Origin of the sequence: Adhaeribacter radiodurans (assembly GCF_014075995.1) — a bacterium.
GTDB classification, from domain to species: Bacteria; Bacteroidota; Bacteroidia; order Cytophagales; family Hymenobacteraceae; genus Adhaeribacter; species Adhaeribacter radiodurans.
In genome coordinates, this window is sequence record NZ_CP055153.1 from 1,495,296 (window position 1) to 1,522,249 (window position 26,954).

General features: G+C 35.5%; 21 protein-coding genes and 2 tRNA genes. 8 read left to right on the top strand and 15 right to left on the bottom strand.

Translation table 11 applies throughout. The annotated features are described in order from the left end of the window. Nucleotides 1-95: 95 nt before the first annotated feature. The 3 genes from HUW48_RS06335 to HUW48_RS06345 form a co-directional block, all read right to left on the bottom strand. Nucleotides 96-608 (bottom strand): hypothetical protein, encoded by a 513-nt coding sequence (locus HUW48_RS06335; RefSeq protein ID WP_246343715.1) that lies wholly within the window; start codon nucleotides 606-608, stop codon nucleotides 96-98. Nucleotides 609-809: 201 nt separating this feature from the next. Then, nucleotides 810-1,583 carry a (Fe-S)-binding protein gene (locus tag HUW48_RS06340; protein ID WP_182416290.1) on the bottom strand — a complete coding sequence of 258 codons (774 nt, stop codon included), beginning with the start codon at nucleotides 1,581-1,583 and terminating at the stop codon, nucleotides 810-812. A 281-nt stretch (nucleotides 1,584-1,864) separates the two neighbouring features. Further along, nucleotides 1,865-3,220: a (Fe-S)-binding protein gene (locus HUW48_RS06345; protein ID WP_182414883.1), complete on the bottom strand. Its 1,356-nt coding sequence runs from the start codon at nucleotides 3,218-3,220 to the stop codon at nucleotides 1,865-1,867. A gap of 139 nt (nucleotides 3,221-3,359) precedes the next feature. Here HUW48_RS06345 and HUW48_RS06350 point away from each other — a divergent pair. From HUW48_RS06350 to HUW48_RS06370, 5 genes are all read left to right on the top strand, one after another. Next, nucleotides 3,360-3,432 (top strand) — tRNA-Phe (locus HUW48_RS06350). Between the two features lie 570 nt (nucleotides 3,433-4,002). Continuing rightward, nucleotides 4,003-4,848, top strand: a complete 846-nt coding sequence (locus HUW48_RS06355; protein ID WP_182414884.1) for a hypothetical protein — start codon at nucleotides 4,003-4,005, stop codon at nucleotides 4,846-4,848. Nucleotides 4,849-4,967: 119 nt separating this feature from the next. Beyond that, nucleotides 4,968-5,153: a hypothetical protein gene (locus HUW48_RS06360; protein ID WP_182414885.1), complete on the top strand. Its 186-nt coding sequence runs from the start codon at nucleotides 4,968-4,970 to the stop codon at nucleotides 5,151-5,153. Nucleotides 5,154-5,331: 178 nt separating this feature from the next. Then, the gene (locus tag HUW48_RS06365; protein ID WP_182414886.1) at nucleotides 5,332-6,639 is read left to right on the top strand and encodes a VapE domain-containing protein; all 1,308 of its coding nucleotides are present in this window, start codon (nucleotides 5,332-5,334) and stop codon (nucleotides 6,637-6,639) included. An 824-nt stretch (nucleotides 6,640-7,463) separates the two neighbouring features. Then, nucleotides 7,464-7,814 carry a hypothetical protein gene (locus HUW48_RS06370; protein WP_182414887.1) on the top strand — a complete coding sequence of 117 codons (351 nt, stop codon included), beginning with the start codon at nucleotides 7,464-7,466 and terminating at the stop codon, nucleotides 7,812-7,814. Nucleotides 7,815-8,505: 691 nt separating this feature from the next. Here HUW48_RS06370 and HUW48_RS06375 read toward each other — a convergent pair. The 6 genes from HUW48_RS06375 to HUW48_RS06400 all read right to left on the bottom strand — a co-directional run bounded on the left by HUW48_RS06375 (nucleotide 8,506) and on the right by HUW48_RS06400 (nucleotide 16,044). After that, nucleotides 8,506-10,125 carry an Eco57I restriction-modification methylase domain-containing protein gene (locus HUW48_RS06375; RefSeq protein WP_182414888.1) on the bottom strand — a complete coding sequence of 540 codons (1,620 nt, stop codon included), beginning with the start codon at nucleotides 10,123-10,125 and terminating at the stop codon, nucleotides 8,506-8,508. Beyond that, nucleotides 10,122-10,784: an HNH endonuclease gene (locus HUW48_RS06380; protein ID WP_182414889.1), complete on the bottom strand. Its 663-nt coding sequence runs from the start codon at nucleotides 10,782-10,784 to the stop codon at nucleotides 10,122-10,124. The genes HUW48_RS06375 and HUW48_RS06380 overlap by 4 nt, the downstream gene beginning before the upstream one ends. After that, a complete protein-coding gene (locus tag HUW48_RS06385; RefSeq protein WP_182414890.1) occupies nucleotides 10,774-11,445 on the bottom strand; it encodes a DNA-binding transcriptional response regulator in 672 nt (223 codons plus the stop codon). The genes HUW48_RS06380 and HUW48_RS06385 overlap by 11 nt, the downstream gene beginning before the upstream one ends. 11 nt (nucleotides 11,446-11,456) lie before the next feature. Then, on the bottom strand, nucleotides 11,457-13,799 hold the full coding sequence (locus tag HUW48_RS06390) for a sensor histidine kinase (RefSeq protein WP_182414891.1): 2,343 nt from the start codon (nucleotides 13,797-13,799) through the stop codon (nucleotides 11,457-11,459). Nucleotides 13,800-14,087: 288 nt separating this feature from the next. Beyond that, a complete protein-coding gene (locus tag HUW48_RS06395; protein ID WP_182414892.1) occupies nucleotides 14,088-14,801 on the bottom strand; it encodes a hypothetical protein in 714 nt (237 codons plus the stop codon). A gap of 103 nt (nucleotides 14,802-14,904) precedes the next feature. Continuing rightward, nucleotides 14,905-16,044 (bottom strand): tyrosine-type recombinase/integrase, encoded by a 1,140-nt coding sequence (locus tag HUW48_RS06400; protein WP_182414893.1) that lies wholly within the window; start codon nucleotides 16,042-16,044, stop codon nucleotides 14,905-14,907. Between the two features lie 84 nt (nucleotides 16,045-16,128). On the opposite strand from HUW48_RS06400, the gene HUW48_RS06405 reads away from it, so the two are divergent. Together HUW48_RS06405 and HUW48_RS06410 are read left to right on the top strand one after the other, a co-directional pair. Next, a tRNA-Phe gene (locus HUW48_RS06405) sits at nucleotides 16,129-16,195 on the top strand. 261 nt (nucleotides 16,196-16,456) lie between these two features. Further along, nucleotides 16,457-16,753: a DUF4349 domain-containing protein gene (locus HUW48_RS06410; protein ID WP_182414894.1), complete on the top strand. Its 297-nt coding sequence runs from the start codon at nucleotides 16,457-16,459 to the stop codon at nucleotides 16,751-16,753. A 257-nt stretch (nucleotides 16,754-17,010) separates the two neighbouring features. On the opposite strand, the gene HUW48_RS06415 is transcribed toward HUW48_RS06410, so the two are convergent. Continuing rightward, nucleotides 17,011-18,195 (bottom strand): glycosyltransferase family 2 protein, encoded by a 1,185-nt coding sequence (locus tag HUW48_RS06415; protein ID WP_182414895.1) that lies wholly within the window; start codon nucleotides 18,193-18,195, stop codon nucleotides 17,011-17,013. A 484-nt stretch (nucleotides 18,196-18,679) separates the two neighbouring features. Here HUW48_RS06415 and HUW48_RS06420 point away from each other — a divergent pair, with 484 nt between their 5' ends. After that, a complete protein-coding gene (locus HUW48_RS06420) occupies nucleotides 18,680-22,189 on the top strand; it encodes a PA14 domain-containing protein (RefSeq protein ID WP_182414896.1) in 3,510 nt (1,169 codons plus the stop codon). A 97-nt stretch (nucleotides 22,190-22,286) separates the two neighbouring features. On the opposite strand, the gene HUW48_RS06425 is transcribed toward HUW48_RS06420, so the two are convergent. The 5 genes from HUW48_RS06425 to HUW48_RS06445 form a co-directional block, all read right to left on the bottom strand. Then, on the bottom strand, nucleotides 22,287-23,639 hold the full coding sequence (locus HUW48_RS06425; protein WP_182414897.1) for a lipopolysaccharide biosynthesis protein: 1,353 nt from the start codon (nucleotides 23,637-23,639) through the stop codon (nucleotides 22,287-22,289). A 127-nt stretch (nucleotides 23,640-23,766) separates the two neighbouring features. Then, nucleotides 23,767-24,555 carry a glycosyltransferase family 2 protein gene (locus HUW48_RS06430; RefSeq protein ID WP_317173766.1) on the bottom strand — a complete coding sequence of 263 codons (789 nt, stop codon included), beginning with the start codon at nucleotides 24,553-24,555 and terminating at the stop codon, nucleotides 23,767-23,769. Between the two features lie 43 nt (nucleotides 24,556-24,598). Beyond that, on the bottom strand, nucleotides 24,599-25,402 hold the full coding sequence (locus tag HUW48_RS06435; protein ID WP_182414898.1) for a glycosyltransferase: 804 nt from the start codon (nucleotides 25,400-25,402) through the stop codon (nucleotides 24,599-24,601). Nucleotides 25,403-25,413: 11 nt separating this feature from the next. After that, nucleotides 25,414-26,274 (bottom strand): glycosyltransferase family 2 protein, encoded by an 861-nt coding sequence (locus tag HUW48_RS06440; RefSeq protein ID WP_182414899.1) that lies wholly within the window; start codon nucleotides 26,272-26,274, stop codon nucleotides 25,414-25,416. 22 nt (nucleotides 26,275-26,296) lie between these two features. Next, nucleotides 26,297-26,929 carry an acyltransferase gene (locus HUW48_RS06445; RefSeq protein ID WP_182414900.1) on the bottom strand — a complete coding sequence of 211 codons (633 nt, stop codon included), beginning with the start codon at nucleotides 26,927-26,929 and terminating at the stop codon, nucleotides 26,297-26,299. Between the last annotated feature and the right edge of the window lie 25 nt (nucleotides 26,930-26,954).

Consider the following 26,954-nt stretch of genomic DNA (forward strand, 5'->3'; position numbering starts at 1 on the left):
AAACAAGCCCTCTGCGTTAAATAAAAACTTGGTGCCCGTATTTACTTAAAAAAATTAATATTACTCCCATAAATTATAATAAGTAAACGTAAAACTTAGGCAAAATATTTGGCGAGCCAACTTTCTTTTGCCGGTTTAGGCCAGGCTGCCTGCAATTGCCCACTGGTGCTGAGCAAGGTATCAAAGTAGAGCGAATCGGCTTGAATAAGACCCTCTTTTATTTTGTTTTTTATTTCGGGTAATGATACTGTTTCTACGGTTTCGTTTTGCAAGAAAGCCAATTGGGTACGATCAAAGAACGAAACATTTAATTCGGCTTCTAATTGTTTTACAAACCGGACAGAAGCATCGATTGAACACCCACTGGGAGAATTAATATCTTCGTCGTTCGCAATTACTAAAAAACGATTATATAGAAGTTCGGCAGAGGCTTGCAATTCTTCACCGTGACTCGTCCACTGAGTTATAAAATGGATTAACTGCGGTTTTACTTGTTCAACTTCAGCATCTGTTAAAGGCCGGTTTGCCTGGTAAATCCAAATGCGGGAACGGGGAGGTAATTGTTGAAAAGGTACGTACATGGTTTTAGTCAAGAGTCCATGGTCCACAGTCCACGGAATGTAGTTGTAAATTATTGAATTTTAATCTATCAATAGCAATATCGGACTTTCCTTTTGGTCATAGTATCACTAAAGTACCGAATGATTATCATTTTGTAAATGTATCAATCTTAATAATAAAGTAATCTACTAATAAATTCTTTATAACCATGGTGTCTATGGACTGTCGACCATGGACTATGGACTAGCTCAAGCATTTAAGTTTTCGGCTGAAGCAATTAGTTCGGCAATATCAAATACTTTTACCTGATCTTCCTGGTTTTTGTTTTTTACCCCATCACTGAGCATGGTCAGGCAAAAAGGGCAGGCAGAGGCAATAACGGTAGCACCGGTAGCCAAAGCTTCTTCGGTACGTTCAATGTTGATATCTTTATTACCAGGTTCGGGTTCTTTCCACATTTGAGCGCCACCTGCACCGCAGCACAGACCATTGGCCCGGCTCCGCTTCATTTCTACTAAATCGGCATCTAAGGTAGCTAAAACTTCGCGCGGAGCTTCATATATTCCATTGGCTCGGCCTAAGTAACACGAATCATGAAAAGTAATGCGCTTGCCTTTAAAAGCTTCGCCACCAGCCACGCGCACTTTACCCTCATTAATTAATTGCTGTAAAAAAGTGGAATGATGGATAACTTCGTAGTTGCCACCTAAGCTGGGATATTCGTTTTTAATCGTGTTAAAACAATGCGGACAAGCAGTAATAATTTTTTTTATGTTATAACCATTCAGTACTTCTATGTTGGTCAGGGCCTGCATTTGAAACAAAAATTCGTTGCCGGCTCGTTTGGCTGGATCACCGGTGCAGCTTTCTTCTAAACCCAATACCGCATATTTTATTCCTACATGTTCTAAAATCCGGACAAAGGCACGGGTTACATTTTTATAACGGTCGTCAAATGCACCGGCACAACCTACCCAAAATAATATTTCCGGTTCTTCTCCTTTAGCCATTAAGTCGGCCATAACCGGTACCAAAATTTGTTTTTTTTCACTCATGTTATTTAGATATTAGACCTTAGATAGTAGATGTTAGACTAAGATTAGTCAAAGCCCTTTCTGGATCTAGTTCGTTCGTATGTTCGGCTGTTAAATTTTAATATTTTGAATTTCACCGGTTGATTGTTCTAATAACAGTAGTGCTATCTGGATTCGGATTAAAATTAAAAAATAAACAACTTTTAACCTTTTACCTTTAAAACCTTCCAATGTGCAACTTGCAACCTTTAACTTGTAACCACCTTCAACTATTTTACATTCACGAACAAGTTATCGGCCCAATTAAGGCGGTCGGAGGGGGAGAAAGCCCAAGGAGCCCCGTTATTTTCGATATTGGTGAACATAGCATTTAATGCTGTAGGTGCCGCTGATTCTTCGAGTACTAAAAAACGACGCATTTCCATAATAGAAGATAATTGGTCGATATTTACGGGACAAGCTTCTACGCAAGCATTGCAGGTAGTACAGGCCCAAAGTTCTTCGGGAGTTACATAGCCGCGTAGTAACGTTTTTTCTTCGGTTACTTTCACCCGGGGCTCACCTTGTTCTTTGTAATGATTAGGTCGGAAGATGGCCGGATGTTCCCCTTTTTCCTCCATACGGTCTCGGGTATCCATAATAATTTTCCGAGGCGATAGTAATTTACCCGTGAAATTAGCCGGGCAAACATCCGTGCAACGCCCGCATTCGGTACAAGTATAAGCATCTAAAAGTTGCTTCCACGTAAGGTCTTCTACGTCTTTCGCCCCAAACTTTTGCGGTTCTACACCTTCCGGCAATGTCGGAACTAGGTAACTAGGATCGAGCATGGCTTTTATTTCGTGAGTAATGCTCTCGTTAGTAGTAAATTTACCTTTAGGTTCTAGTTTGGAGTAATACACGTTCGGAAAAGCCATGATAATGTGGAAGTGCTTGGAGCTGGGCAGATAATTTAAAAAAGCAAATATGCCCAGTATGTGAAACCACCATCCAACGCTGCGTACAGCTTCTAAAGCCGATACGTTAAAAGTATTTAACCCATTTACCAGCCAATTACTGATCGGGAAACTGCCCGCTAGTTCTTCGTTCGAGATAGCTGCTAATTTTAAATCGGCAATATTAAAGGCAAACAAGGCCAGCATTAAAACAATCTCAGTAATTAAAATAACGTTTGCATCAAGCTTAGACCATGCCCGCATTTCCGGACCACGGGTAAGCCGGGGCACTTTGGTGATATTTCTCCGGATTAAGAATATAACGCAGGCAATTATTACCAGAAATGCCAGGATTTCGTTAATTGCCATTAAGGCACTGTAAACCGGACCCAGAAAGCCTAAAACCCGGTGAGTACCAAAAATGCCGTCGGTGATAATTTCTAGTAATTCAATGTTAATTACCACAAACCCCACGTAAACTACGCCGTGCAGAATTGCCGGCCAAGGGCGTTTAAACATTTTCTGCTGACCAAAAGCCACCAGTAATAGTTTGTTCAGGCGTTCCGAAGCATTATTATTAATTTTTTTTTCGCGTCCCAGTTTAATGTTGCGGCGTATTTTTTTTATCTGCCAAATAAAAAGACCAACAGCCAACACCGTAATTATCAGAAATATAAAGTTGCTTAGCATGAGTACGCAAATTTGTTATGCATAACGAGTACGTAATTTACTAAACTATTATTACAAAATCCAGCTAAAATAATTTCTAAAATCTATTGCATCATCCGCTCAAATTATTACTTTTGCATCACTTTTAACAAAAGTCGTTGGTGATGTAGCTCAGTCGGTAGAGCAAAGGACTGAAAATCCTTGTGTCGTTGGTTCGATTCCAATCATCACCACGAAATAAAAAGCAGTTATGGACTCAGTTCTGTAGCTGCTTTTTTTATTTCTTTGATTTCCAGTGCCTTACCTTTGATAAGTCAATAAGGAGGGCTATATAAATATACGTAATTTGAGGGGAAAAGCTTAGTTCTTAACAAATTTTATCTAAGAATTGACTCATCTACTGACTCACTCATCTTAACTAATCCTCTTGATTAAGGAAGTTTTAAGATTAAGGCTATATATCTACCTTATTAGGCTAAACTGAAGCTGTTCTTGGGAAAGGTAAATAATGCACCAGCTCTCATTTATGTATAGTAAAAAAGATAGTATTCTATTCCTTGTTAAAACATCCTAAACTACGCCAAAGTAACTGATACCCTTTTAGCTGCCTCTACCCAGAACTTAAGAAAAAAGCTTGCGAAACAGCTCCTAACTCTAGTTAATGCTAAAGAGCCATTCATAAAACAATACTTTAGCAGTAACCTCTATTTTCTGATAAAAATTTTATTTGTTTAGCTAATCAGAGGAATACTTGTATTCGAATTGCATTTATATTGCAGTTGTAAAATATACATATTTCTATAATGAACCCACTTTTACAACTAGACCAATTCTTATCAGATGAAGGAATGAAAGCTCTGAAAAGCAAATTTCTCTCATCAGATTCAACATATTTACCTCAATCAGCATTTGATATTGACTATAATAAGGATAAAGAAACTTACAATTTTATCTATGTAAATGATGCTACAGAAGAAGAATTAGAAGGATCTTTATCTTTCTCCTTTATTTTACAAAAAGAGCTAACCTCCCTTTTAGATAGAATATACATAGAGTTGGAAGACAAAATTTTTTCTATAAACAATGAAAAGGAAAGGCATAGCTTTATATTATTAATTCTAAATCGCTTAGACCAAGTAATCAGAAATTGGGAAAACCTATTAATTACTTCAAAATATTCAGCTACATTAACTGTATTGATTGGATTTAGGGATAAGATCGAAATGAATCTTCTGCTTTATTCTAATCTTAATACTTTTCCCCAGCCAATACATGAAGAAAAGCAGCTTGAGTTAGAGTTGCCAAGTGAGATCAAACTACCCCTCCCTAAAAAGAGCAAAAAGATTGAGAGGCTAGATACCAGGCAAAGTGCTTTACTTTACTTTTATCTAAGAAAATTCGATGCTATTCTAAATTATTCTGATACTAGCCTTGCAAAGCTCATGCATGCTTTAACAGGCCATTCTGAACAAAAATTAAGAACTGAAAAAGGATTAGGTGTTATTTGGGATATAATGGAAGACACAGTAAAGGATAATACTTTCAACCATGTTCCTGATTATAACTTAGATACAGTAAAAAAACTTCTATCAGAGGTAATTACTGAAATCGATAACCAAAAAAAGAAAAATAGCAGTTCAAGAAAATAGTACCCCTCCTGTACCCCAGTTACTACTATCTACTTTTCTGACATTTGTTCCCCTTCCAACAGTAAGTGCCTCTGTTAGGTTGGGTTAGGCACATTTTTTAAATTTTTAAATATAATACAATGACAAAAGTAGAATATTGGATTAAGGTTAGCTCTATAATGAGCAACTTAAATAAACAAATAGAACAACTTGAAAATGAGTCTGGGAGGAAATTCAAAACTATGGAAGCACAGGTTCCAGAACTACCAGATAGATTAGGCTACAAGTTAGTAGTCAAAAAAACGAGAATGCATGACATAATTTAATTCTTTATCACATACAGAAAGAGACCTTCCTGCAAATATCGAGCTTACTACTGCTGCCAGAGCAGGAAGCCTCTTTCGCCTATTTTGTTGCCTTTATAAAAGGCTATTGGTAGTATTGAAAAGGTCATAAAGTACTTACCTAATAATCATTCGAAATGGCCATATAAACTGTTATAAAATGAATACAAATAATAATATGCTGGCTGCTCAGGAAGAGCAGTCATTAGATCCTGTTACATATATTGAATATGTAATTTGGGAAAAGAATAAGAAAGAAAAGGGGGGAGCAACTGAAGTTGAACGACTTGAGAATTTCCTTAAAACAAAATTTGAATTTAGGTATAATACGGTAACTGGTGTTTTGGAATATCGTACAAAGCCTGTTGAAGGAAAAAGTTTTAAGGTTATAAAAGATCGTGATGAAACTACCATTTGGAGGTTAATTCAAAAGCGTATTTCCTCTAGTGAAGATAAGGGAACCTTTAGCTTGTCATATCTTAGAAATCTATTAAATTCTGATTTCACTACTTCTTACGATCCTTTCAATGAATATATTTTAGCTCTGCCAAGTTGGAATAACAATACTGATTATATTGATCAATTAGCAAATACTGTTAAAACTGATAATGATAAGCTGTTTCGTAAATGCTTAAAGGTTTGGTTGGTAGCAACAGTTGGTTCATTTATTAAACCTGAGATTATAAACCATACTGCACTTATCTTTTCAGGAAAGCAAGGGATTGGTAAATCAACTTGGATGTTGAATCTTGCCCCAAAGGCTCTTAAAGGATATGTGTACACTGGAACTATTAATCCTGATAACAAGGACACATTAATTCATATGGCAACTAATATGTTGATTAACCTGGATGAATTGGAGAACTTGAATAGTACAGAAGTTGGAGCGATAAAGGAGATAATTACTAAGCCTAATATAAAGCTTAGAAGGCCTTATGGCAGGAATACTGAAGAAATGCCTAGAAGAGCTTCATTTGTTGGTTCTGTTAATTCTGCACAATTCCTTAATGATTCTACTGGTTCTCGTAGGTTTCTCTGCTTTGAATCTTTAGAGATAGAATATAATCATGGTGTAGATATGGACAAAGTCTATGCACAGGCTTATGCTCTATTTAACCAAGGTTTTAAATTTTGGCTTGATCTAGAAGATATTGCTGAACTGGAAGCTAATAACAGTAAGTTTCAGCGTTCAACAGTAGAAGAGGACTTGGTTCTTGAAGTATTCCAGCCAGCAAAAGAAGGTGATGCAGCATGTTTGTTTTATACAACTACCCAAATTGCTAGATATGTAGCAGATTCAACAACTGGATTTCAGGTGAATAACGCAACAATTAAGCGTTTAGGAAGTGCTTTAAAAAAGCATGGGTTTAAAACATATAAAAGGAGTGGATCTCAAAAGTATGCTGTAATGCTTAAACAAACTCAATCTTCAACCTTAGAAGAGAGCGAGGTAGGTAAGGTAGGATAATTGTCCTAAAACTCTTATTAAAATAGAGCTCACCCAATTGGTGGGCCCTATTAGTTTGTACACTAAGTGTCTTTATAAATAGATTTAGATAAAAGTAGTTACCCTACCTACCCTACTATATAAATAATATCTTAAAATAACTTTCCAGAAAACCTCAGGCATAGTATATATATAGCTTTTTTTAAAGGAGATAAGTAAATTAGTCTATTCTACTTTCGTTTAACAGGCTCAGCATAGTTTTTTAAAAGATAGTAAAACAACTCCCACAAGCAATAAGGAGCCATAACCCCAAGATCCTGCTTTAACAATTTTGCTATGTCTGTGCATTCGAGAGGCTATGCGAAAGAGCGGGTTTAGCCTAGTTTTACCTATCTAAAAAAGCCCACATATTACATTAATATAGCTTTAATGTGGAGGGCAAATATCAATATACTTTTATAGTAGCTCATCATAGTATCTTGGAAAGAAAGGAATAAGCCTTATGTCATTCTATCTTTGCAAGGAACTGTAAAGGATTATAGTACTATTTTTTAAGCTTAACGTATGCTTAAGTGCTTTGGAAAGAGTAAAAATGTAATAACAATCTACCTTAATCAACCTTGTTTTAAGTTGCCATAGTATGTTGGTTCCACAAACGTTAGACCTTCTCTAACCAAGAACTCTGGTACCTTAATATGTATATGTAAACTGCCCTACTAAAATTTTTTATAATTTTTTGGTGTGTCTCTTTTCGAGAGATAACATAATAAGTCTCCCCCCCAGCTTAGGTCTGCGACTGGCATGGGGCCTCTCGCTAGGTATAACAATTTTAATTATATAGCATTATGGTAACTATTATTGATTACAAGAAAAGAACTACTCAAGAAGGTAAAGAATTTAATGTTTTAGTTTTGCAGAGTGATATCGAAATGGTTCAATCTAAAGAAACTGGTAGAATTTATGCCACTGCGAAGACTTGTACCATTTCCTGTACATTTAATGATGTTATTTGTGAAGGCCTAAAAGGCAGAAACATACCAGGCAGTATTGAGAGGATGGAATGCGAACCATACCAATACGCAGTACCTTCCACAGGAGAATTGATTACTCTGCATCACACCTATTACTATAATCCCAATCCCAGAACGATGGAGCAGGAGGTATTTGGTAAGCCAGTACTAAGAGCTGCTGCTTAATAGCTCTAAAGGGTAGCTTATGCTACTCTTTTTATCATATAACTCATCAACAACGAACAAGCACTATGCTGAAGGAATCACAGGATGAGGAGTTTTATAGTTCTACAGATGAGGATAGCTGTTTATTTTTATCTTCTTATAAATTGTACAGAGCTTCCTGTCCCTTCCAGGTTACATGTCTTGTATCGACCAAAGATTTCCTGACTGGAGATAAAGTTGAGGTCAGCCAGGTTGTTGGCTTGGATGCAAGTATACTGCTCTTTAAAGTGGAAGGTAGCTATTATCCTCATTACTGTTTTCACCATTACCCTCCTAACCATTTCGTTATTACTCGCCTCAGATAGATTACTTGACCATTCTTTTTCTTTCCCAAGGCCTTTTGGCGAGTAGTAGGAGTTATGCTGTATTTCTTAGGCCATAGTTCTTTGAGATGGTCTCTCCTCAATAAAAAAACCACTGAAAGCAACGTAGCCATTGCCATTCGCTGCAGCAAGATGGAAAAAGGATAGTAGGCTATGTGAGTCTACTATCTATCCAATTTGCTATACCATGATAAAAATAGTTAATTATATCAAAAAATATTTTTCTAAATATAAAATCATGATTATTTAATTGATTCAAAATTTTTGCTTAATTCAAACTTAATTAAAGAAAATTTCAGAAGATCAATAAGGTCATCTTCAACTTTACATTAAAAGTCTTTTCTTAACCTCTTATTTAATAATTTATTTTTTATTAACCTAATTTTAATTAAATCATCATTATTACATAATAAAAGTTTAGATAGAGTAAGATTATCATTGAGATTAGTAATTTCATCTATATTAATTTTAGATCTAAATGCTTCAGTAAAAGTATCAAAATACGATTTAGTAACAGTTGTATATGGTATAGGTAGCCCTTTAAATTCGCTGGGAGTAAGTTCTAAAACACCTCCACCATAATATCTTCCTTCTAGCTCTGCAAATGTTAAGGTTAAAGAGTTGTAAAAACTTACAACAACGCTTTCAATTGTAAATTCTGGTTTTACATCAACCATATAAGCTGAATCAGTAACATATGCTTTTGCAGAGTTAATTAAAAATTTGGGGTAATTATGACTTCTTTTGAAAAAGAATGCATCACTAGCTTTTGAAGGAACATTAGGTATCAAATACCATATTTTACGGTTTCTACACTTATATCTAAAAGGTAATCCTTTCTCTTCTCCAATTGATAAGTATTCTAATAAAGATTTGGAACCATTGTCAGGGACTTCGTCAGAAAGCATTAAAAACTTTGATGGCTTTTTAGACTCAATTAAGTTCATCATATCATTGTAAGTAAACAATAACTTGCCATTAACAAACTGTCCTTTTTGAACAATTGGAATAGTGAATTCTGATAAATTATAATTTTTTTCAGTTTCAGATGTGATTATGAAAAAGCTATTTGCTGCAGTTACAACTCCTGGCTTTGATATGCAGTAATTACTTATAGGACTTAAATTATTTTTTAAATTATGTAAAAATTGAATTTCATCCTGATCCAAGATGTGGTGGCTCCATTTGGTATTAGTAGAAATTAATATGTTATTAGAAGCAAGAGTAAAGTTGCTTGTTGTCAACTGATCTTTATCTTTGATTCTTGAGTAAAAAAGCCCTGGATCGTTAGACTTTTTATAACAGAATAATAAAATAGTGTCTTGACCAATTGATTCAAATAATAGTTGGTCAAATGTAAATATTTCAATTCTTTGGAAATGTATAGCTAAAAAACTTCTTATAAATTCTGAGGACTTATGCTGTAATAAATCAGCAGGTAATACAAAGGAAAGAATTCCTTGGCTGTCTAAAATCAATGAACAACTAAAGAGGAAACTACTCCATATATTGTTAATAGAATTATTCAGTCCTACAGAAGAATGGATTTCTTTACAAATACTAATTTGCTCCTCATTTAGTAATTCCTTTTTAATGTAGGGTGGATTTCCTATGATTAAAGAAAATTTAATGTTGTTAGTCTTTTGCCATTTTAAATAATCTTGATTTACGATATCAAATGTTATGTTTGCTATGGTGCTATTTGAAGCTGCATCCTTAGCCTTAAGATACTCGCATTCAACTTTTTCAACAGCAAAAAATTCAATTGTATTTAGCCCTTTAGGGATTTTTACTGAACTTAAAGCTCTAATAAATTCACCATCTCCTACACTAGGCTCGAGAACTTTTATAGAACTTTTATCTTGAATTTTTCTAAATGAATGCTTAACTATAAACGTTGAAAGAATTGATGGAGTATAGTATGAACCAATCTTTTTCTTAGTAGTCACTTTGTTTTTCTGATATCTAATAAGGAATAAGGCCTGATAGTTCTACGTTGATTATCAAGCTTTAAAATATTTGTTTTAACTAAATCTATTTTACGTAAAACATCTAGAATAAAAGATAAATTATCTGAGTCATCACTTAGTATTTGAATGAGACTCGATATATTTTCAATCAATTTGGAACATTTATATCTTAAAACACTTTCCCTTCTCTCGAAGATTAGTTGAGGACGATTTAAAAATAGTCTAGTAATCAAGTACCTAGACGCTGTAAATTTCCCCACTAGCCTAAAATCAGAATTGGCTTCAAATATACTATTATAATTTGTTTTAGATGGATCAGGATAACAAACTTTATTTAAATCATCAGAATCACAGGGCCAATCATCGCTTTTGAACTTATTACAAATGGGACATGCTAAAAATAAATTACATATATCATTTTCTAAATGTCTAAATTTAGATTGAGGTTTATAATGTTCAATATGGTAATTATTTATTCCTCCAAATTGAGCTTCGTGTATAGAACAGTAAACACATTGGTGAAAGCATTCAGAAGCTATTTGTTCTTTCCATTCAGAATAGGTTCCTGTAAGTGGTTGTTTTGAAGGGGCTTTATGAACCTTCTTCCACTTCAGGCATTGTTCTAAATCATTGTTCATTAATCTTTTTAATCTTTTCTTCTAAGATTCTTTTAATGTCATTTAAAGAATTTACTTGGCTTTCATACTCATCAAGCCAAGTATTACGATCTTTTAAGCTATCCATCATTGGTAAATGAAGCTTCGTTTGTAAGGCTTGTAATCTTTGAATATCATCTTCATCGCTTTGACCAGAAGCTACTTTCCTAGTAAGTTCGTCATAAGTGGAAAGTTCCTTTTCGTTTTCTTTTAAATATCTCTGGCTTGCTCTTATGATAATTTCAACGTATTTAGAAGCTTTATTTTTATCAGCAAAGTCTCTCTTTCTAATAATACTATCAAATTCGTTAAATTCATGTTGTAAGTCATCATCAGCTGTATATGCTGATAGAGTATAGATTGGCATATCTTTAAACCTTTCTCTAAGGGCTCTCACCAATTCACTACCCCTATATTTTACAGGACCTTTTCCATTTTCTCGACCATTAAATAACCTTTCATCAAGGATTATCACGCAAATGTCATTCTCTTCAATCCAAGGAAAGTAATAGGCAAAATCTTGAAATGGAAAAATATCTATAACTTCTAAAGTGCTGCCACTTTTCCTTAGCATTTTGGAAAGCTTTATACTAAGGCTTTCTCTGATCTCTTTATCATCATCAACAAAAGCAATTTTTGCCATTTTAATTTATTTTATTTTTCTATAGGTAACCAAACTTCGAAAAGAGCGCCTTTTAAAACAGTATCTCTATTAACTTTAATATTACCTTTTAAATCATCTACTATAGATTTAACTACTGTTAATCCTAATCCAGTACCAATACTTTTGCTTTGATTAGTCGCAATCGCTTTTGTAGAGAATAGTGGTTCAAAAATCCTGTGTATATGTTCATCAGCTATTCCAGGACCTGAATCTGAAACTGATATCTTATATCCTCTTGTACTATCTAAATCTTCTCGAGATATGTTAATTAATACTTTTCTATCATCTCCATTTTGAGTACAGGCGGTATATGAATTTGTTAGCAGATTTATAAGTAATGATTCTATATCCATTTGATAAGTCTTTGTTACCAATGAATCACCTTCAACTTTTAATAAAATTGATGCAGCTTCAAAGACAGGTCTAAGCTCCTTTACAACATTCTCAACAGTTTTTTTTATATTAACTGGTTTTTTGCTCCTCTTTTCTTTTTGAACTCTTGTTAATGCAAAAGCTCCCCATGCAGAAATTTTATTCGAATTCTTGACTGCTTTATTTAGTTCAGAATTAACAATGTCCAAGTCTGGCTCGAATTCTTCTATTTCTGATATTGCGTTGTCTAAAGCAATCCTAAAGGCAGACATAGCATTTTCAGTTTCATGGCCAAACACCGCAGATGATATACCAATTGTTGCTAAGCCTCCCAAAACTCTTTGCCAATTTAATAATCCTGTTATTGTATTATTTACTTCATTAGAAATAGTGTCAACTTGCTCAATGCTGTTTGATAAGGGTTTAAGTAACTGGACTGGCTTTATTTCAGCACCCCCTTTCTCTATTGTTTCTTTTAATGTGTTTAACCCTCCTTTTACATCAATAAGTTTTTGGTTTATTTGTTCAGCTTCTTCATTAAAAGATTTTTTTGTCTTTTTATTTTGTTCTTTTTTCTCTATGCTAGGATATAATTTGGATCTATATGATTCTAGCATATTGATTGAAGCTAAAGTTAAATTTCTAAGTTCATAAAAGGATTCTGATTCAATTAGACCTTCTCTTGCAGCGCTATCAGATAATGCTATGTTTGTATCCCTTGAAATAAAGACTGCTCCAATTAGTTGGTTAGGGGTAACTTTATAATCTTCTGCTCTACTTATTCCAGCAGGGTTTTTAGCCTTTCTTTCTGCTAGATCTAACCAATCATAACCAAATTGAGAATTAGAAAATCCATATGGTTTGACTGCAATGTTATCACGATAAATTTTTACTCCTACATTAGTGTCTAAAAATTCACGTAAATCAGACAGTTTAAAATCACTACTCGCAACTGAAGCTCCAGTTCTTAAAAAGAAAAGTAATTTGATTGTTACTGGGCCACATTTTAAATCCTCAACATAGCCCTTGAAATCTTTTGGAATAATTCCAATTTTCTGTAGTAATGTTTTCCATTCAACAATACTAGTTGTTTCATTATTAGTATATTTATCCTTGATACTATAAATTATATTAGGGCCCTTGCCATCATAGATTGCAGTTAATTGTATTTCAGCTAAGTTATAAAAGTCAGAGTTTACTCTTGTAGAAAAGGAAGGTAATACATCGTTTTTAAGGTTAATTACAAAATCTTCAACTTCATTAAATGGAGGAGTTAATGATGACAATTCATTAAATAAATTTATAATATTATTTGGTGTCCACGTTTGACGTAGTTTAGTTATTTTAATCTCAGTGCCAGTATCACTAACAACACCATTTGTGTCTGGTATATTTATAGATTCAGGATGTATTACTTCTACATTAATGTCAAAGATATCTTTTCCTTCTTTGTCAAATTCATCCCAATTTACTTTTAAACCTATAATGCCATCCTCTTTTGTTTTAGTAATTAACTCCAATTCGGCTCCTAATCGATCTGTGGATATCCTTCCTATGCCCTTTTCTCCAGTTCGTCTCCTCCCATATCCGCTTGTTTTTTCTTTTCTTTTTTTCGAAAATCCAATTCTAAGCCAGTTGTTAAATAACTCGTCTTTAGACATTCCAAATCCATTGTCAGCCACTCTGATTATATCGCTTCCATTGTTGCATAATATTTCAATTTCAACATTGTGCGAATCAGCGTCATAGCTATTTTTTACTAATTCTATTAAGGCTGTAGCATGATCTTTTATACTATCCCTTCCCAAGTGTATAAGAGTTTTTGCATCAACAAAGAATCGTTGGAATCTATCATCAAACTTGGACAATTCATTAGATAACTTAAAAATGGCTCTTATATCAGTTTCGTCAGCATCTAACAAATGTTTAAGCTTATCCTTTACTTCTTCCTTTGATTCCATACAAAATTTTAAGTGACATCTTTAGTTTATACTTTCTTTTAAGTTTCTTTATTATAAAATACTTATATATTCTAATTATATGAAGGAAATGATTACCAAGCAAATATTATTGCTTAGCCTTACATTATTTCTTATACTTTATGTTTGTTTATTATTGAGTACTGAGCTTTTTAATGTGTAGTAATTATATGTATTCTAATATACTTGTATGTTTTTTAATTATTATGTATTCTAAATTGCTTTTTACTTGAGATTATCAAGGAAATATATAATATTTTTTCTATATAACTAAGTATATATATTTTTGGTTCTATATAAAGCGATGTTTGATTCTTTATTTATTTGTATGTCAATCAATGAAGCTTTATCTTTTTGTTTTGGCTTATAGTTAGGTAACTGAATCAATACCCAAGTAAAACTTAGTATACCAATCCCCCAATACCAGTGCTGAAGCGTTACAACATAGGAAAGAGGGATGCCTTTAAATGCATGGTAGAATGGTAATTCATAAATTTCATACTTTTTGGAGGTTCCAGTTCTAGGTGACTTAAGTCTCATTTGACTACCATATGTTGCATATATTCTTAAAGAGATGGAAGGTAATGAGGATAATACCCAAGCACTACAAATTAATGCTACTCCAAAGAGAAGAGCAGTTACTAATACAAATGGTTCTTTCTCTATTCCTGGTCTATTATTTATTAATAGAGCAAGGCCTCCTAAGGCAGCTGTCTGGATACCTGATAACCATTTCGCCCAATCTGATAAACGTTCTAATGCATCCTTTGCACCTTCAAAGGTTGGATTCTTTATCAATGCAGCACCTTTCATGTTGTGATTAGCTTTAAAAATAATTATAGCAATTAAACATATAGCAGCCAGAGTTGAAATTGCTACCCAAATCTGCTCATGGGTAAGTAGATAGAAAGCTATGGCAATAAAAACCATAGAAATTAAGTCTAATACTAAAACATAATTGATATGCCAGAAATGCTGTTTCATAGAACTCCCATTTTTTAGTTAATACCTAACCTTTATCAATATACAAAAGACTAGTAATCAGACAAGGTACTGATTTAAATGATACATCTTTTAACTCATTACCTCATATTAATCCAAGTTCAGGCATTACTGAGTTCTCTAATTGTATTACCCCAATACTTCGCAAATAGGTTAAGGTAGTAGTCATACTAGAATGGTCAAGCAACTGCTGAAGCAACTTGAGATTCTGAGAACGTTCGAACACATTTACTGAAGCAGCATGACGAAAGCTATACAAGGTTTGGTTAGGCCCAATTAGCTCTAATTGTAGCATTCTTACTTTTGCCCTGGACCACACTGTGTTAAAGTAAGAATCATTAAAGGGCAAGGAATTACCAGTAAAGATGTACTGTTCTGGTAATAGCTCATGTATCTTCCTGTTTAGAAGCTCTTGTTTAACAAACTCTGGAACTGGTAAACTTCTTATTCTGCCTCCTTTATTCTCATCACCTGCTAGTATAAAGCGAGAGAAATATTCATCGAAATGCTTACGTTTAAGCAACCTAATCTCTTGATGAGGGCGAAGAAGCGTGCCATACATTAGTAATGCGCAAAGAAATAGGTTATGATAATGCTTTTTAAGATAAGGTAGCACCAGGGACAGTTGTTCAGTGGTATACGCCTGATGAAGCACTGCCTTTGCTTTACGCTTTGTTGTAGCAAATACAGGATTAGATTGGCAGTATCCCTGATTAACCAACTTGGAGAACAATGCAGCAAATGTTCTTCTCTTATTTTGGTAGTATGTTCCTGAAGAAGAGAACTGTTGTAGAAATCGCTCCACATCAGCAGATGTAACTTGGTTTGGTAATACATTTTCTCTTTTACTCTTTTCAAGGAACTGTGTGAACTGTTCAGCAACGCTCCTTATATCACGTTTATAAGTCTTGCTATAAGAACTATTATCTATCTCTTTAGTAACCCTGTGTAATAGTTCAATAAAAGAGGGTTGTTTAGGCTTAGGTAGTGACTCTGCCTCTTTAGTCTCAGGCGACCAGCCTTTCAACAGGGCTCGTGAATACTCCCTTTGTAGTTGTTTTAACAGGCGTTCACGTTCACTATAGGTTTTAGCATTATTGGGAAAGCAGGAAATGTTTAGAGCTTTCCCATTGTAATAACGACAGCGTTTGCCATTGTAATAGAAGAGGATATAACTTCTTTGAGCTACATCCTTAGGATTGTGGATCTGTGGGTCAGTGTACATAAGCAGTCTTATAAGGTTACTGCCTCACCTACTGACTCACTTAGGTTAATCTCTACTAAAACATGCTCCTTTTAGCTTAAAAACAGCTTTTAGGAGGTAGAGCAAAGGACTGAAAATCCTTGTGTCGTTGGTTCGATTCCAATCATCACCACGAAAATAAAAAGCCCCGGATTTTTCTGGGGCTTTTTTTATGCTTCATTTTAAAAATAGGCTAAGTTCCTACATACACATAGCACTTCCGTAATAACATATTCTTTACTTACTTTTAAAAATTTTAAAGTTTTATACTTAATAAATTTCGCGCTGATTTTTAAAAACTTAGCTATCCTTTAAAAATTTAATTTATTATATATATAATAATATATATTCTGGTTCTTTATTTGTATATGGTATTTCATATATTTATTTACGAATGCAGAACTCTTATCCTCTAATTTTCGGTATAACAACTCTGGTTGTTATTATTCTTTTAATTACTTTTATTAATATCAGACTTTATCTACAAGCTAAGCGCCTGCTTAAATCTTTGCAAACAGAAAGGGCTCTATTATTAAAGAATATGGAAGAGATGGATACTGTAGAAAGAAGATTAGCTATAATAAAACAAGAAATTTGCAGAAATGAAGAAAGATTGAAATATCTTGAAAGAGGATTAGTAGGCATTCCGTTGAAAGCAGTGTTACTTCTTTTTAAACCCAGTGATAATTAAATCGAAAGTAGTTTTAATAAATAACTTCTGATTATTAACAAATAACTGCTTACTTAATAATGGAAGAATGATTTAAATAGAATGGTTTTATTAAAAATTCTTTATTCTATTTAAAATAGCTTAGTACTTGGTTTAGTTACTCAATAATCCTTGGAACTAACTTGAGTTACTAAACAGAGTACTTCTATAAAGTAAATTGATGTTGTACTACTTATAACGAAAGAAATATAGATTTTATAATTATTAAGATTCTAAGCTTACCCTCTCTTCGCTTTTTCCCAAAGCACCGATTGCGACCCTTTTAAAAACCGGGCAAATCCCAAATACACGGCATAGTTCATTATTAAAAAGTAATAAGGGACAAAAAATGCTTTTATCTTTAATTTACGGGTTTCACAAATTTTGCCTAACAAAGCTGCCAAATAAAAGAACAGTTGAAGCACCAACACCAACTGAAAAAACGGATTATAGCTTATTTTAACTAAAACTATATTGCTGATTAATAGCATTAAAAGAGCAAGCGGAGCCAGGGTCCACCTTAAAACCCGGTGCGAGATATATTGAAAACTTAGTAAGCCATACTTCGCCAAATTCAACAAAGAGCTTAAGCGTACAACAGCTTGAATGCCACCCGCGGCAATTCTAATTTTACGTTTCAATTCTTCGCCTACGGAGGCCGATGGACCTTCTAAGGCATAAGCTTCGGGTTCGTAGCGCACTTTATGGCCTTTCTGGGCGATGCGTAAGGTCATATAAAAATCCTCAATAAGCGTGTCGTGGGGTACTGGCTCAAAAAGTTTGGTACGGATAGAAAACAGTTCTCCGGCAGCTCCTACAACGGTATAAAGTTCGGAATCCCACTTTTTTAACGCAGATTCATACTTCCAGTAAATGCCTTCGCCGGCGCCATGGGCAGCATCTTTTTCTTTTACTAAAATGCGTTTCTCCCCGGCAACAGCTCCTACTTTTTCGTCTTGGTAATGCCGCACCAATTTTACAATAGCCTCTTGGTTAAGCATGGTGTTGGCATCGGTAAATACAACAATTCCGGTACTAACGTAAGGCATCGCTCTTTCTACGGCCGCAATTTTCCCTTTTCGTTCGGGTTGGTGTAATAAAGTAACTTGAGGGTATTTTTTTACTAAATTCGGTGTTTGGTCTGAGGAACCATCGGTTACTACGAGCAGCTTTAGCTTTTCTGATGGATACTGTAAAGCCAGCGTATTTTCAATTTTTTCTGTAATATAATCTTCTTCGTTATAAGCGGCTACTACAACGGTTACGTCTGGTAACAATTCTTCTGAGTCAGTAAAATAAGGAACCGTGGGTTTAAAAATTCTTTTGGCTTTAACTAAACCAAATAAAACTAAACCATACCCGAAGTAGGAGTAAAATAATATGCCCAGACTTAACCAAAAACAAATAGTAAAAAATATTAGCATGAACTTAGAAAAATTAAATCGGTTTGCTTTAACTAACTAAAGATAGAAGCAGTAAATTTCTTGTTATGCGAAATACAGCAATATGATTTATTTTATTTGGAAGAGTTATATACAAATCCCGCCAGACTCCAATAAAATAGCTTGCCTTAAGACGAAAAATAAAGATTGTAGAGAAATTTACTTCGTATTTGTAGCTTTTGAGAAACCCTAAGTTGTTTATGAGAATTATTTCGTAAACTGATGGAATAATATTTTATTATTAATATATTTTATTTAATTTATATTAATTTAAAGTAGAAAGCTGAAGTGATTAGTTGATCTGTTTTGTATTATTTTTATTTAATTCTTAACAATGCAGCAGCGCTATATTTAAACGCTATAATTAATTTAAAAAAAATAGTACAAATATTTAGCCATACCCTACACCCTTAGTAAATACCTTATGTGTTTAAAGGTTTTAACGAACCTTATTGATGCCTGCCTTATGAGAGTTCCTTTTTTCACCATTGTACTAATATTAATTAGCTTATTGAGCTTTGCGCAACAAGAGGAAAGAATCCGATTTACTTCTATTACAACTACCGAAGATACTGGCCTGGATTATTCGCCCTGGTTAGATGATAACCTGCAGCATCTGGTGAAAAGCAGTTGGTTGCCCGCCAATTTAAAATACGTGGATGTAACGCTTAAACTAGAGAAAAGAAGTAAAATTAAAAAATTGTCTTTCTACGACCACGAAGGCGTATTTACTGCTAAGCCGGCCGAAGTGTACGCGCTTAATGGGAAACAAAAAGTGTTTTTGGGCTTATTTAAAGGAGAGGCTTACTTAAGCTTTGTGGACTTATTGTTAAAAGAACCAACCTGGGCCGATGCCATTATTATTCGCAAATACAACAATAATATTCCGCAAAAAATAAAAGTATTCGGGTTACCGGCTTCCAAAATTCAATCTATTATTAATTTCCCGGCACTTGCTTCTAAAAGGGTTGGAGGGGCTCCTTTCGACTTATTAGCTACAAGCAATAACCCGCGAACCCCAATAATATTTACTTCTACTAATCCAAGTGTTGTAACTGTTTCTAATGTAGGTGGCACCTGGAAAGCTACGGTTCTGGCACCAGGAGTAGCAAAAATTACTGCTTCGCAAGCCGGGAGTACAAATTACATTGCCGCCCAAAATGTAACCCGCGAACAAGTGGTGCAACCAGCAATTACTTCATTAACGGGCAAAATCCCGATTGATTCCCGCCGTTGGTACCAGTTAAATAATACGAGTAATAGCTTAGTAGCATTGTTTGATGGTAAAACTGATAAAAGAATAGAAACGGGTTGGAGTAAAATTCTGAATACTTATGATTCTTATTACCCAATTTTAAAAGGAGAAGAACTTGTTATTCAAAGTATTAAATTCTACGACGGTGAAGGGCATAACAAAGATAACCCCATGACTTTATCCGTTATTACAAACGATTGGAAACGCATTCCCATCGCCACTTTCCTGGGCGAAAAATACAACACGTGGGTAGGCCCCAACCCAAGTAATCCGGAAAATTTTAAATTACAGACTCCTTTAAAAAATATTAAGTATTTGGTTATAACAACTTCCTGGGCTTATCCAACGGAAATAGAAATATATGGTACCTATAAAACAACATCGGGTACTATTGCTCCTGTAACCTTAGCTCCTAAAAAAGAAATAAAGTTAAAAGATGCATTTGGGGTAAATGCTTTTGAGTGGGATTTTTTAGAACCAAATAATCCGGTAATAATAGATGAAACCCGAATGAAATTGGTAAAAGGCTTTTCGGGCATCCGGCATTATCTGGATTGGGAAAGGCTGGAATCAAAAGAAGGCAGTTATACTTACAATCCTGCGCACAGCGGTGGCTGGAACTACGATGCCATATACGAAAGATGTAAAGCCGAAAAGATAGAAGTTTTAGCTTGTTTAAAGACATTGCCCCACTGGATGATGGCCACTTACCCGGAGAAAGAGCGCGACGATGAAAATGTGCCTGTGAAGTATGGTAAAAATTTTTCTGACCCTAAATCTTATATTGAACAAGCAAAAGTGGCTTTTCAGTTTGCGGCTCGTTATGGTAGTAACAAAAAGGTTAACCCGGCTTTGTTGAGTGTTAATAAAAATCAAAGATGGACAAACGATGGCATTAATACGGTAAAAATTGGCCTGGATTTGATTAAGTACATAGAGTGCGATAACGAGCGCGATAAATGGTGGAAAGGCCGGAAAGCTTACCAAACAGCCCGGGAGTATGCGGCTAATTTATCAGCTTTTTACGATGGGCACAAAAATACCATGGGGCCGGGGGTAGGCGTAAAAAATGCCGACCCCAACATGAAAGTGGTAATGGGTGGTTTGGCGCTCCCGAGTATTGATTATGTAAAAGGCATGATTGACTGGTGTAAGGAGTTCAGAGGATATAATCCGGATGGTTCGGTTAATTTATGCTGGGATGTATTAAATTACCATTTGTATGCTACCGATGCCCAAACATTACAAGGAGAAAGTCCATCCCGGGGGGCTGCCCCAGAGGTTTCGGAAGCAGGTAAAGTGGCCGCAGATTTTGTGCAAATGGCGCACGAGTACACCAAAGATATGCCTGTTTGGATAACCGAATTAGGGTACGATTTTAATCAGGCTAGTCCGTTAAAAGCGGTGGCAGTTGGTAAAAAAAGCGTTTTAGCAACCCAAGCCGATTGGATTTTAAGATCATCTTTACTTTATGCCCGGATGGGGATTGATAAAACTTTCTTCTTTATTATGTATGATCCTACGGACCCAGCTAACCCAATGCAATTTAGCTCCATGGGCTTAGTGAATAATAATAAAACCCGCCGACCAGCCGCCGATTATATATATCAGGTTAAAAAGCAGTTTGGTGAATACACGTATAAAGAAACATTATTGAACGATCCAATTGTAGACCGATATGAATTAAACGGGCAATCGGCTTACGCTTTAGTAGTACCGAATGAGGTTGACAGAACTACGGATTATTTTTTAGACATAGGTAAATCTCCTTTTGCTTACGTGTACCGACCAAAAATTGGGCAGGATGCCATGGAGAAGCAAAAAATATATCCGAAGAATGGTAAAGTAGAAATTGTAGTTACCGAAACGCCAGTATTTGTAGTGCCTGAGCCTATTAATAATTGCACCGCTTCCGGAACCATTCTGAAAGAACAATGGAGTGGGATAGCAGGTAAGTTAATTACTGCTGTTCCGGTACAAAAAACGCCTACCAGTTCTGTTCAGTTAAAGCAGTTTGAAAGCCAAGGTAATAGCCAGGATAATTACGGCGCCCGCATTCGGGGTTATATTTGCCCGCCTCAGAGCGGGGCATATACTTTTAGGATTGCCGGCGACGATAGCGGAGAACTTTGGCTTAGTACCGATGATAACCCAGCTAATAAAAAGAAAATTGCTGAATTTAAAAGTTATACCACTTTCCGGCAATGGGATAAGTTTGCTTCACAAAAATCAGCAAAGATAAATTTAATAGCTGGTAAACGTTATTACGTAGAGGCTTTGCACAAAGAAGCTACGGGCAAAGATTATATTTCCGTTTCCTGGCAATTACCCAACGGAGTGGTTGAGGCACCTATTTCAGGTAGTCGCCTTTCTCCTTTCAAACCAAGTGGGGCAGAAAGTAGTAATTCTCAAACTAGTAGATTAGTTGTTGATTCAAGTAATAACCATTCAGCGGAACAGGCCGCTTCCTTCATTACTTATCCTAACCCATTTAAGAAACAACTAAATATTCAATACAATCCGGAAGAAACTGGTGAAACTACTGTAGGGTTGTATAATGCCCAAGGTAAGCTGGTACGGCAATTATTTACAGGAAAGACCGAAGCAGGAGTTACGAAACATGTAACTTTTAATGCGGAAGGGATAGCCCCTGGAATGTACATTGTTCTATTAAATACCGGTGCTAAAGTTTTAACTCAAAAAGTTATATTAACTAAGTAATCAATCTAACCAGGGCTGTACCTAATTCTTGCTAAAAATTTATTTTTTAAAAAAGGTGTACCGTACATGTTCTGATTTGTACGGTACACCTTCTGGATTAATGATTTTGGAAAGTTTCTTGTTTTTTAAACAGAGTAAACCGGATTAATGACTTTAACTCATTAAATCCAACCTGATAAGCATCCCAGAAGTTAAAACTGATATAATGCTTCTGCATTGCTTTATACCCAATTATAACGGCAAAAAGGGTAGGGAATAAAGTAGCAATAGTAATACCGTAAACATTACCGAAAATATAAATTCCTACAAAATCGGTTACCAGGTTAATCACCAACATTACTAAAACTTTCTGGAAATTAATGTTTGGTTTATTTATTACATCTAAACCAATAGCAAAGAATCTATCGGCTGGGAAAAGTAAAGCAAAGGTCATGAACAAACGAAATACATTAGCGGCTTCGGTGCCAACGTATTTTCCTCCGCCAATCAGGCCAATAGCTAAATCTGAGAAAGCGAATGCACCTAATAATACCGGAATCAAAAGCAAAGTAATCATGCCAATATATTTTTGCATAATGTAGATAACTTCTGTTTTCTCTCCCCGGTTGTAGGCTGCAGACATAGATGGCATGGCAGTAGCAACAAAGCTGCGCAATGGTATTTCTACAATTTCCATTAATCGTTGCCCCAGACTATAAATTGCCAGAGCGGCTGGTCCCAGTAAAAAATTTATAATAAAAGTATCTGTAATTTTAAATAAGCTCGAACTGATGAAAGTACCTACAGTAAATTTGCCAAAATGAACAATTTCTTTCACGCAGGCTGTGCTGCTTTTAGAGAAGAATTGGATTTTGGTCCAACCGGCAAACAAAGCAATTAAACTGGCCGATAAAATAGCTAATAAATTAGCGTAAACTATGTTTTGCAGGGTTGCCTGATTTACTAAAAATAAAACCAACAAGAAAAGTAAAAATAAACCATTATTCGACACCCGAAGGTAAAGGAGTCGGTCGAAGCGTAATTCGCCCTGCGCAATACAAATGGCTACTAAGCTTGGCAAACTAAAAATCAGGTTTATCGCTAAGTATTTTATAAAAAGAACAATGGCCTTATCCTGAACATAGCTAATTAAGAAAAACATGGGAATGTTTAGCAGAATAAAGAAACCCGAAATAGTTACGGCAATAGACCAGGTAGAACCTATAACTTCTTCGGCGCGGGCTTTAGCAGCACCCGCATAAAATTTAATGAAGGCAGTATTTAGAATGCCGTGCCGGAAAGTATCTATAAACAATGTTACTGTCTGGTATAAAATCCAAATCCCATTATCTGCAATTGGCAAAGAACGATAAAGTAAGGCTACTGTAACCATGTTTATTATCGACATACTGCCATTACCCAGCAACGATAAAAAGTGCATGTTGCTGAATTTTTTGAGAATACCTTGCATAAAAGTGAATGAATAAGGAAATGCGAGTAGATGGGTAATGGTATTGTAAACTTTTTGAATTGGCGTTGCTCGTTTGGGTGAATTATTTAAAAATACCTTTTTGAGTTAACCCAAAATGCGTTCTGATTTAAGCAAACCGGGAAAAATGAAAATCTAAGTTAAACCGTAAATGCCGGTACAAATGCCGGGCTGCGGTAACTAATGGTTGTTCACTTTCGCGCCAATAATTTCTTTTCATGGTGCTGGGTTCTGCGAATGAGTTTTCCTGATCAAATAAGCCTTGAAAATCTTCGTAAAATAAGGCTTTCCCTTTTTTCTGTATAAAAGACATCATCATCCGGTATTCGGTTACGTCTCCTTTTAATCCTTCGGGGTAACGGCCAAATTTTTCCAGGAAATTATTACGGCGCAGGTGTGGATGATCGCTGTAATAATAAAACTTCTGGTAACCCCAGTACCAAGGCCAAGGGCTAAAAAGCATTTCCGAAAAGCCATTTTTTAATGGTTTCAGGTAAGGATATTTAAAGTAAGCGTAAAAACGAACCATATCCAGTTCGTTCTTTTCTTCCATAAAGCCCAAGGCATTCCGAAGCGTATTTATAAAAATGGGCTTTGGAACAAAATCTTCTTGGATGTATAAAGTATATGGAGTTTTTACCGCATCCTGACCTTTGTTGATGTTGTTACCAAGGCCTTGGTTTTTATCGGTAGTAATAAGCCGGAAAGGATAAACAACTTGTAATTCTTTTAACTTATCCAGATGTGCGGTTTTACTGCCATCATCAGAAACAACAATATCCTGAAAAGAACAATTCTGCTGTTTAAAAGTCCGCAGTAATCTTTCAAGAGAGTTGCTCCGGTTATAATGCGTTATCAGTAAAGTAACTTCTTCAAAAGTTTGGGTAATAGGCATCATACTGGAATAATAGATTGCGTTAATTGTTGTTAAAGAATTTGATTTATCTGTAAGAAGGCAGCTTCAGGAAAGCTACATCCCACCGGAATTTTAAAAATTTATACCGCAGGTAAACTAACCGCATTAAACGAACGATGCTGTTGCTTTCTTGCTTCCAGGCACTCCGGAAGGTGGCCGTACTTGGTTCCTGGCTGGTGTTTACCTGGTCGAACAACTCCGTAAAATTGTTAAAAAAGAGCCCTTTGCCTTTGTTCTGAATAAAAGAAATACACATCCGGTATTCGGTAAGGTCGCCGTTTACCCCTTCAGCATAAGGGCCGAATTTCTCCGAAAAAGAAGTTCTTCTTAAATGCGGATGGTCGCTGTAGTAATAAAATTTTAAATGATTTAAAGACCAAGGGCTCAAAACCATTTCGGAAAAGCCTTTCTTAAACGGTTTAAGAGTTGGATAGCTGAAATAGGCATAAAACCGGACAATATCTAAATCAGCATCAGCCTGCATAAAATCCAATGCATCCCGGAAGTGCTGGGCAAAGGCCGGTTTTGGTAAAAAATCTTCTTGCACGTATAAGGTATATGGGCTCATTACCTGCGCTTGTCCTTTGTTTATATTATTACCTAACCCTTTGTTCTGGGGAGTAGTAACTAACCGAAAATCAAAGTTTGATTGTAAATCTTTAATTTTATGTAAATGCTCAGGCTTACTGCCATCATCAGAAACTATTATCTCATGAAAAGATATATTAAGATCCTGGAATTGATGAAGTAGATTTTCAAGAGAATTACTCCGGTTATAATGCGTAACCAGTAAGGTAACTTCCGGGAAATAATAGTTAGTACTTGTCATTCGATTTACCATTAAGCATTTTTAGAAGCTTCTTTCTCTTCCGGTAAGCGAGAGTGAAAATTGTTAAAGAACCGACTTAATTCGTGCCCGATACGTGTGCTTAAAGCTTGAAAAAAGTTGCCACTACGTTGTAAAGTGCGTATTCCGGTCCAGGCCCGGGCAGCGTTTGAGCGTACTTGTTTTACTTTACCGTATTTCATTAAATCTAGGCAAAGCTGGCCATCTTCACCGCGCCGGTTTATTTTAATAAACCCTATTTTTAATCCATATTCTCTTACGTAGCCCATGCTGATTCCAAAAGCATTAAAATACGGTCGGTTGATATGACGTACTTCTGCAATGATATCTTTCATGGACTCCAGAATGGCTAGTTTCCAACGAGGAAAGCTGGGTTCGCTGATGAAAGAATACCGTCCGTACACACATACCACATCTGGTTGTTGTAAAACCTGCATCATTTCATCTATCCAGCAGGCAGGATAAAAGCAATCGGCGTCGGCTGTTAAAATGTATTTGCCGGTAGCTTTTTCATGACCCAACTGCCGGGCCGGACCAGCGCCCTGAACTCTTTCGATATAGGATTTTATACTTAATTTATCGATTGTATCTTGCGTTCTATCCGTAGAATTATTGTTTACCACAATAATTTCAAAAGGATGTTTGGTTTTCATCCGGGAGAGACTCGCTACACAACGCAGAATGTTTACTTCTTCATTCCAGGCAGTAATAACTACACTTACTACAGGTTGCTGGCTTTGTACCCGATTTAAATCAGTATTAATTTTATCAAATAAACTTTGCGGAATATCTTCAAATTTCTCGTAAGGATATTCAAATTGATTTATCCAGCCTGGATTATTAAAAATTCTCATAAAGAATAATTGTAAAGATGTTCTATATGGTAGCTAATATGTTTGTTCTTTCCCACTGTTTTGTTTCGTGGCTGTATTGTTTAATAACTCTGGCCGGATTACCAGCCACAATAGAATAAGGTGGAACGTTTTTGGTAACGACGCTACCGGCTGCCACCACCGAGTGTTTTCCTAGCCTAACCCCCGCCGTTATTACTACATTAGCCCCCACCCAGCACTCATCTTCAATCGTGATGGCTTTGGTCGTACACTGCTGCAGGTCAATCGGAATAGTTATATCTTCATAGCCATGGTTTAAACCCGATATAACTACATTTTGAGCCAGTATAACATAGTTGCCTATTGCAACTGGGCCAATTATTACGTTAGATATACCTACCCGGCTATTTCGGCCAATTAGTACATCGCCCATGCCATTATTAACTGTAGAAAAATCTTCAACAGTTGAGTTCTGGCCAATTGAAAAGTTGTTAAAAGGCAATACATCCATCCGGGTATTTCTTCTAATCGTTGCCCCTTTGCCTTTATTATGTTTAAAAGGATTGAGAAACAGTTTAACCCATAAGCGCGGTCTGGCTTGATTTTGAGGAATAAGCAACCAAAGCGCTAAATTTTTAAGCTTTGGATTATTTTTTATAGATTGAATAAAACTCATATGGGTAATTGAAAGGTCTGCTATG

Excerpts from the sequence above, each read along its gene's own strand:
- HUW48_RS06340 (WP_182416290.1), bottom strand. The coding sequence starts at position 1,583 with ATGGCCGACTTAATGGCTAAAGGAGAAGAACCGGAAATATTATTTTGG.
- HUW48_RS06345 (WP_182414883.1), bottom strand. The coding sequence starts at position 3,220 with ATGCTAAGCAACTTTATATTTCTGATAATTACGGTGTTGGCTGTTGGT.
- HUW48_RS06355 (WP_182414884.1), top strand. The coding sequence starts at position 4,003 with ATGAACCCACTTTTACAACTAGACCAATTCTTATCAGATGAAGGAATG.
- HUW48_RS06360 (WP_182414885.1), top strand. The coding sequence starts at position 4,968 with ATGACAAAAGTAGAATATTGGATTAAGGTTAGCTCTATAATGAGCAAC.
- HUW48_RS06365 (WP_182414886.1), top strand. The coding sequence starts at position 5,332 with ATGAATACAAATAATAATATGCTGGCTGCTCAGGAAGAGCAGTCATTA.
- HUW48_RS06370 (WP_182414887.1), top strand. The coding sequence starts at position 7,464 with ATGGTAACTATTATTGATTACAAGAAAAGAACTACTCAAGAAGGTAAA.
- HUW48_RS06380 (WP_182414889.1), bottom strand. The coding sequence starts at position 10,784 with ATGAACAATGATTTAGAACAATGCCTGAAGTGGAAGAAGGTTCATAAA.
- HUW48_RS06385 (WP_182414890.1), bottom strand. The coding sequence starts at position 11,445 with ATGGCAAAAATTGCTTTTGTTGATGATGATAAAGAGATCAGAGAAAGC.
- HUW48_RS06390 (WP_182414891.1), bottom strand. The coding sequence starts at position 13,799 with ATGGAATCAAAGGAAGAAGTAAAGGATAAGCTTAAACATTTGTTAGAT.
- HUW48_RS06395 (WP_182414892.1), bottom strand. The coding sequence starts at position 14,801 with ATGAAACAGCATTTCTGGCATATCAATTATGTTTTAGTATTAGACTTA.
- HUW48_RS06400 (WP_182414893.1), bottom strand. The coding sequence starts at position 16,044 with ATGTACACTGACCCACAGATCCACAATCCTAAGGATGTAGCTCAAAGA.
- HUW48_RS06410 (WP_182414894.1), top strand. The coding sequence starts at position 16,457 with ATGCAGAACTCTTATCCTCTAATTTTCGGTATAACAACTCTGGTTGTT.
- HUW48_RS06415 (WP_182414895.1), bottom strand. The coding sequence starts at position 18,195 with ATGCTAATATTTTTTACTATTTGTTTTTGGTTAAGTCTGGGCATATTA.
- HUW48_RS06420 (WP_182414896.1), top strand. The coding sequence starts at position 18,680 with ATGAGAGTTCCTTTTTTCACCATTGTACTAATATTAATTAGCTTATTG.
- HUW48_RS06425 (WP_182414897.1), bottom strand. The coding sequence starts at position 23,639 with ATGCAAGGTATTCTCAAAAAATTCAGCAACATGCACTTTTTATCGTTG.
- HUW48_RS06430 (WP_317173766.1), bottom strand. The coding sequence starts at position 24,555 with ATGATGCCTATTACCCAAACTTTTGAAGAAGTTACTTTACTGATAACG.
- HUW48_RS06435 (WP_182414898.1), bottom strand. The coding sequence starts at position 25,402 with ATGACAAGTACTAACTATTATTTCCCGGAAGTTACCTTACTGGTTACG.
- HUW48_RS06440 (WP_182414899.1), bottom strand. The coding sequence starts at position 26,274 with ATGAGAATTTTTAATAATCCAGGCTGGATAAATCAATTTGAATATCCT.
- HUW48_RS06445 (WP_182414900.1), bottom strand. The coding sequence starts at position 26,929 with ATGAGTTTTATTCAATCTATAAAAAATAATCCAAAGCTTAAAAATTTA.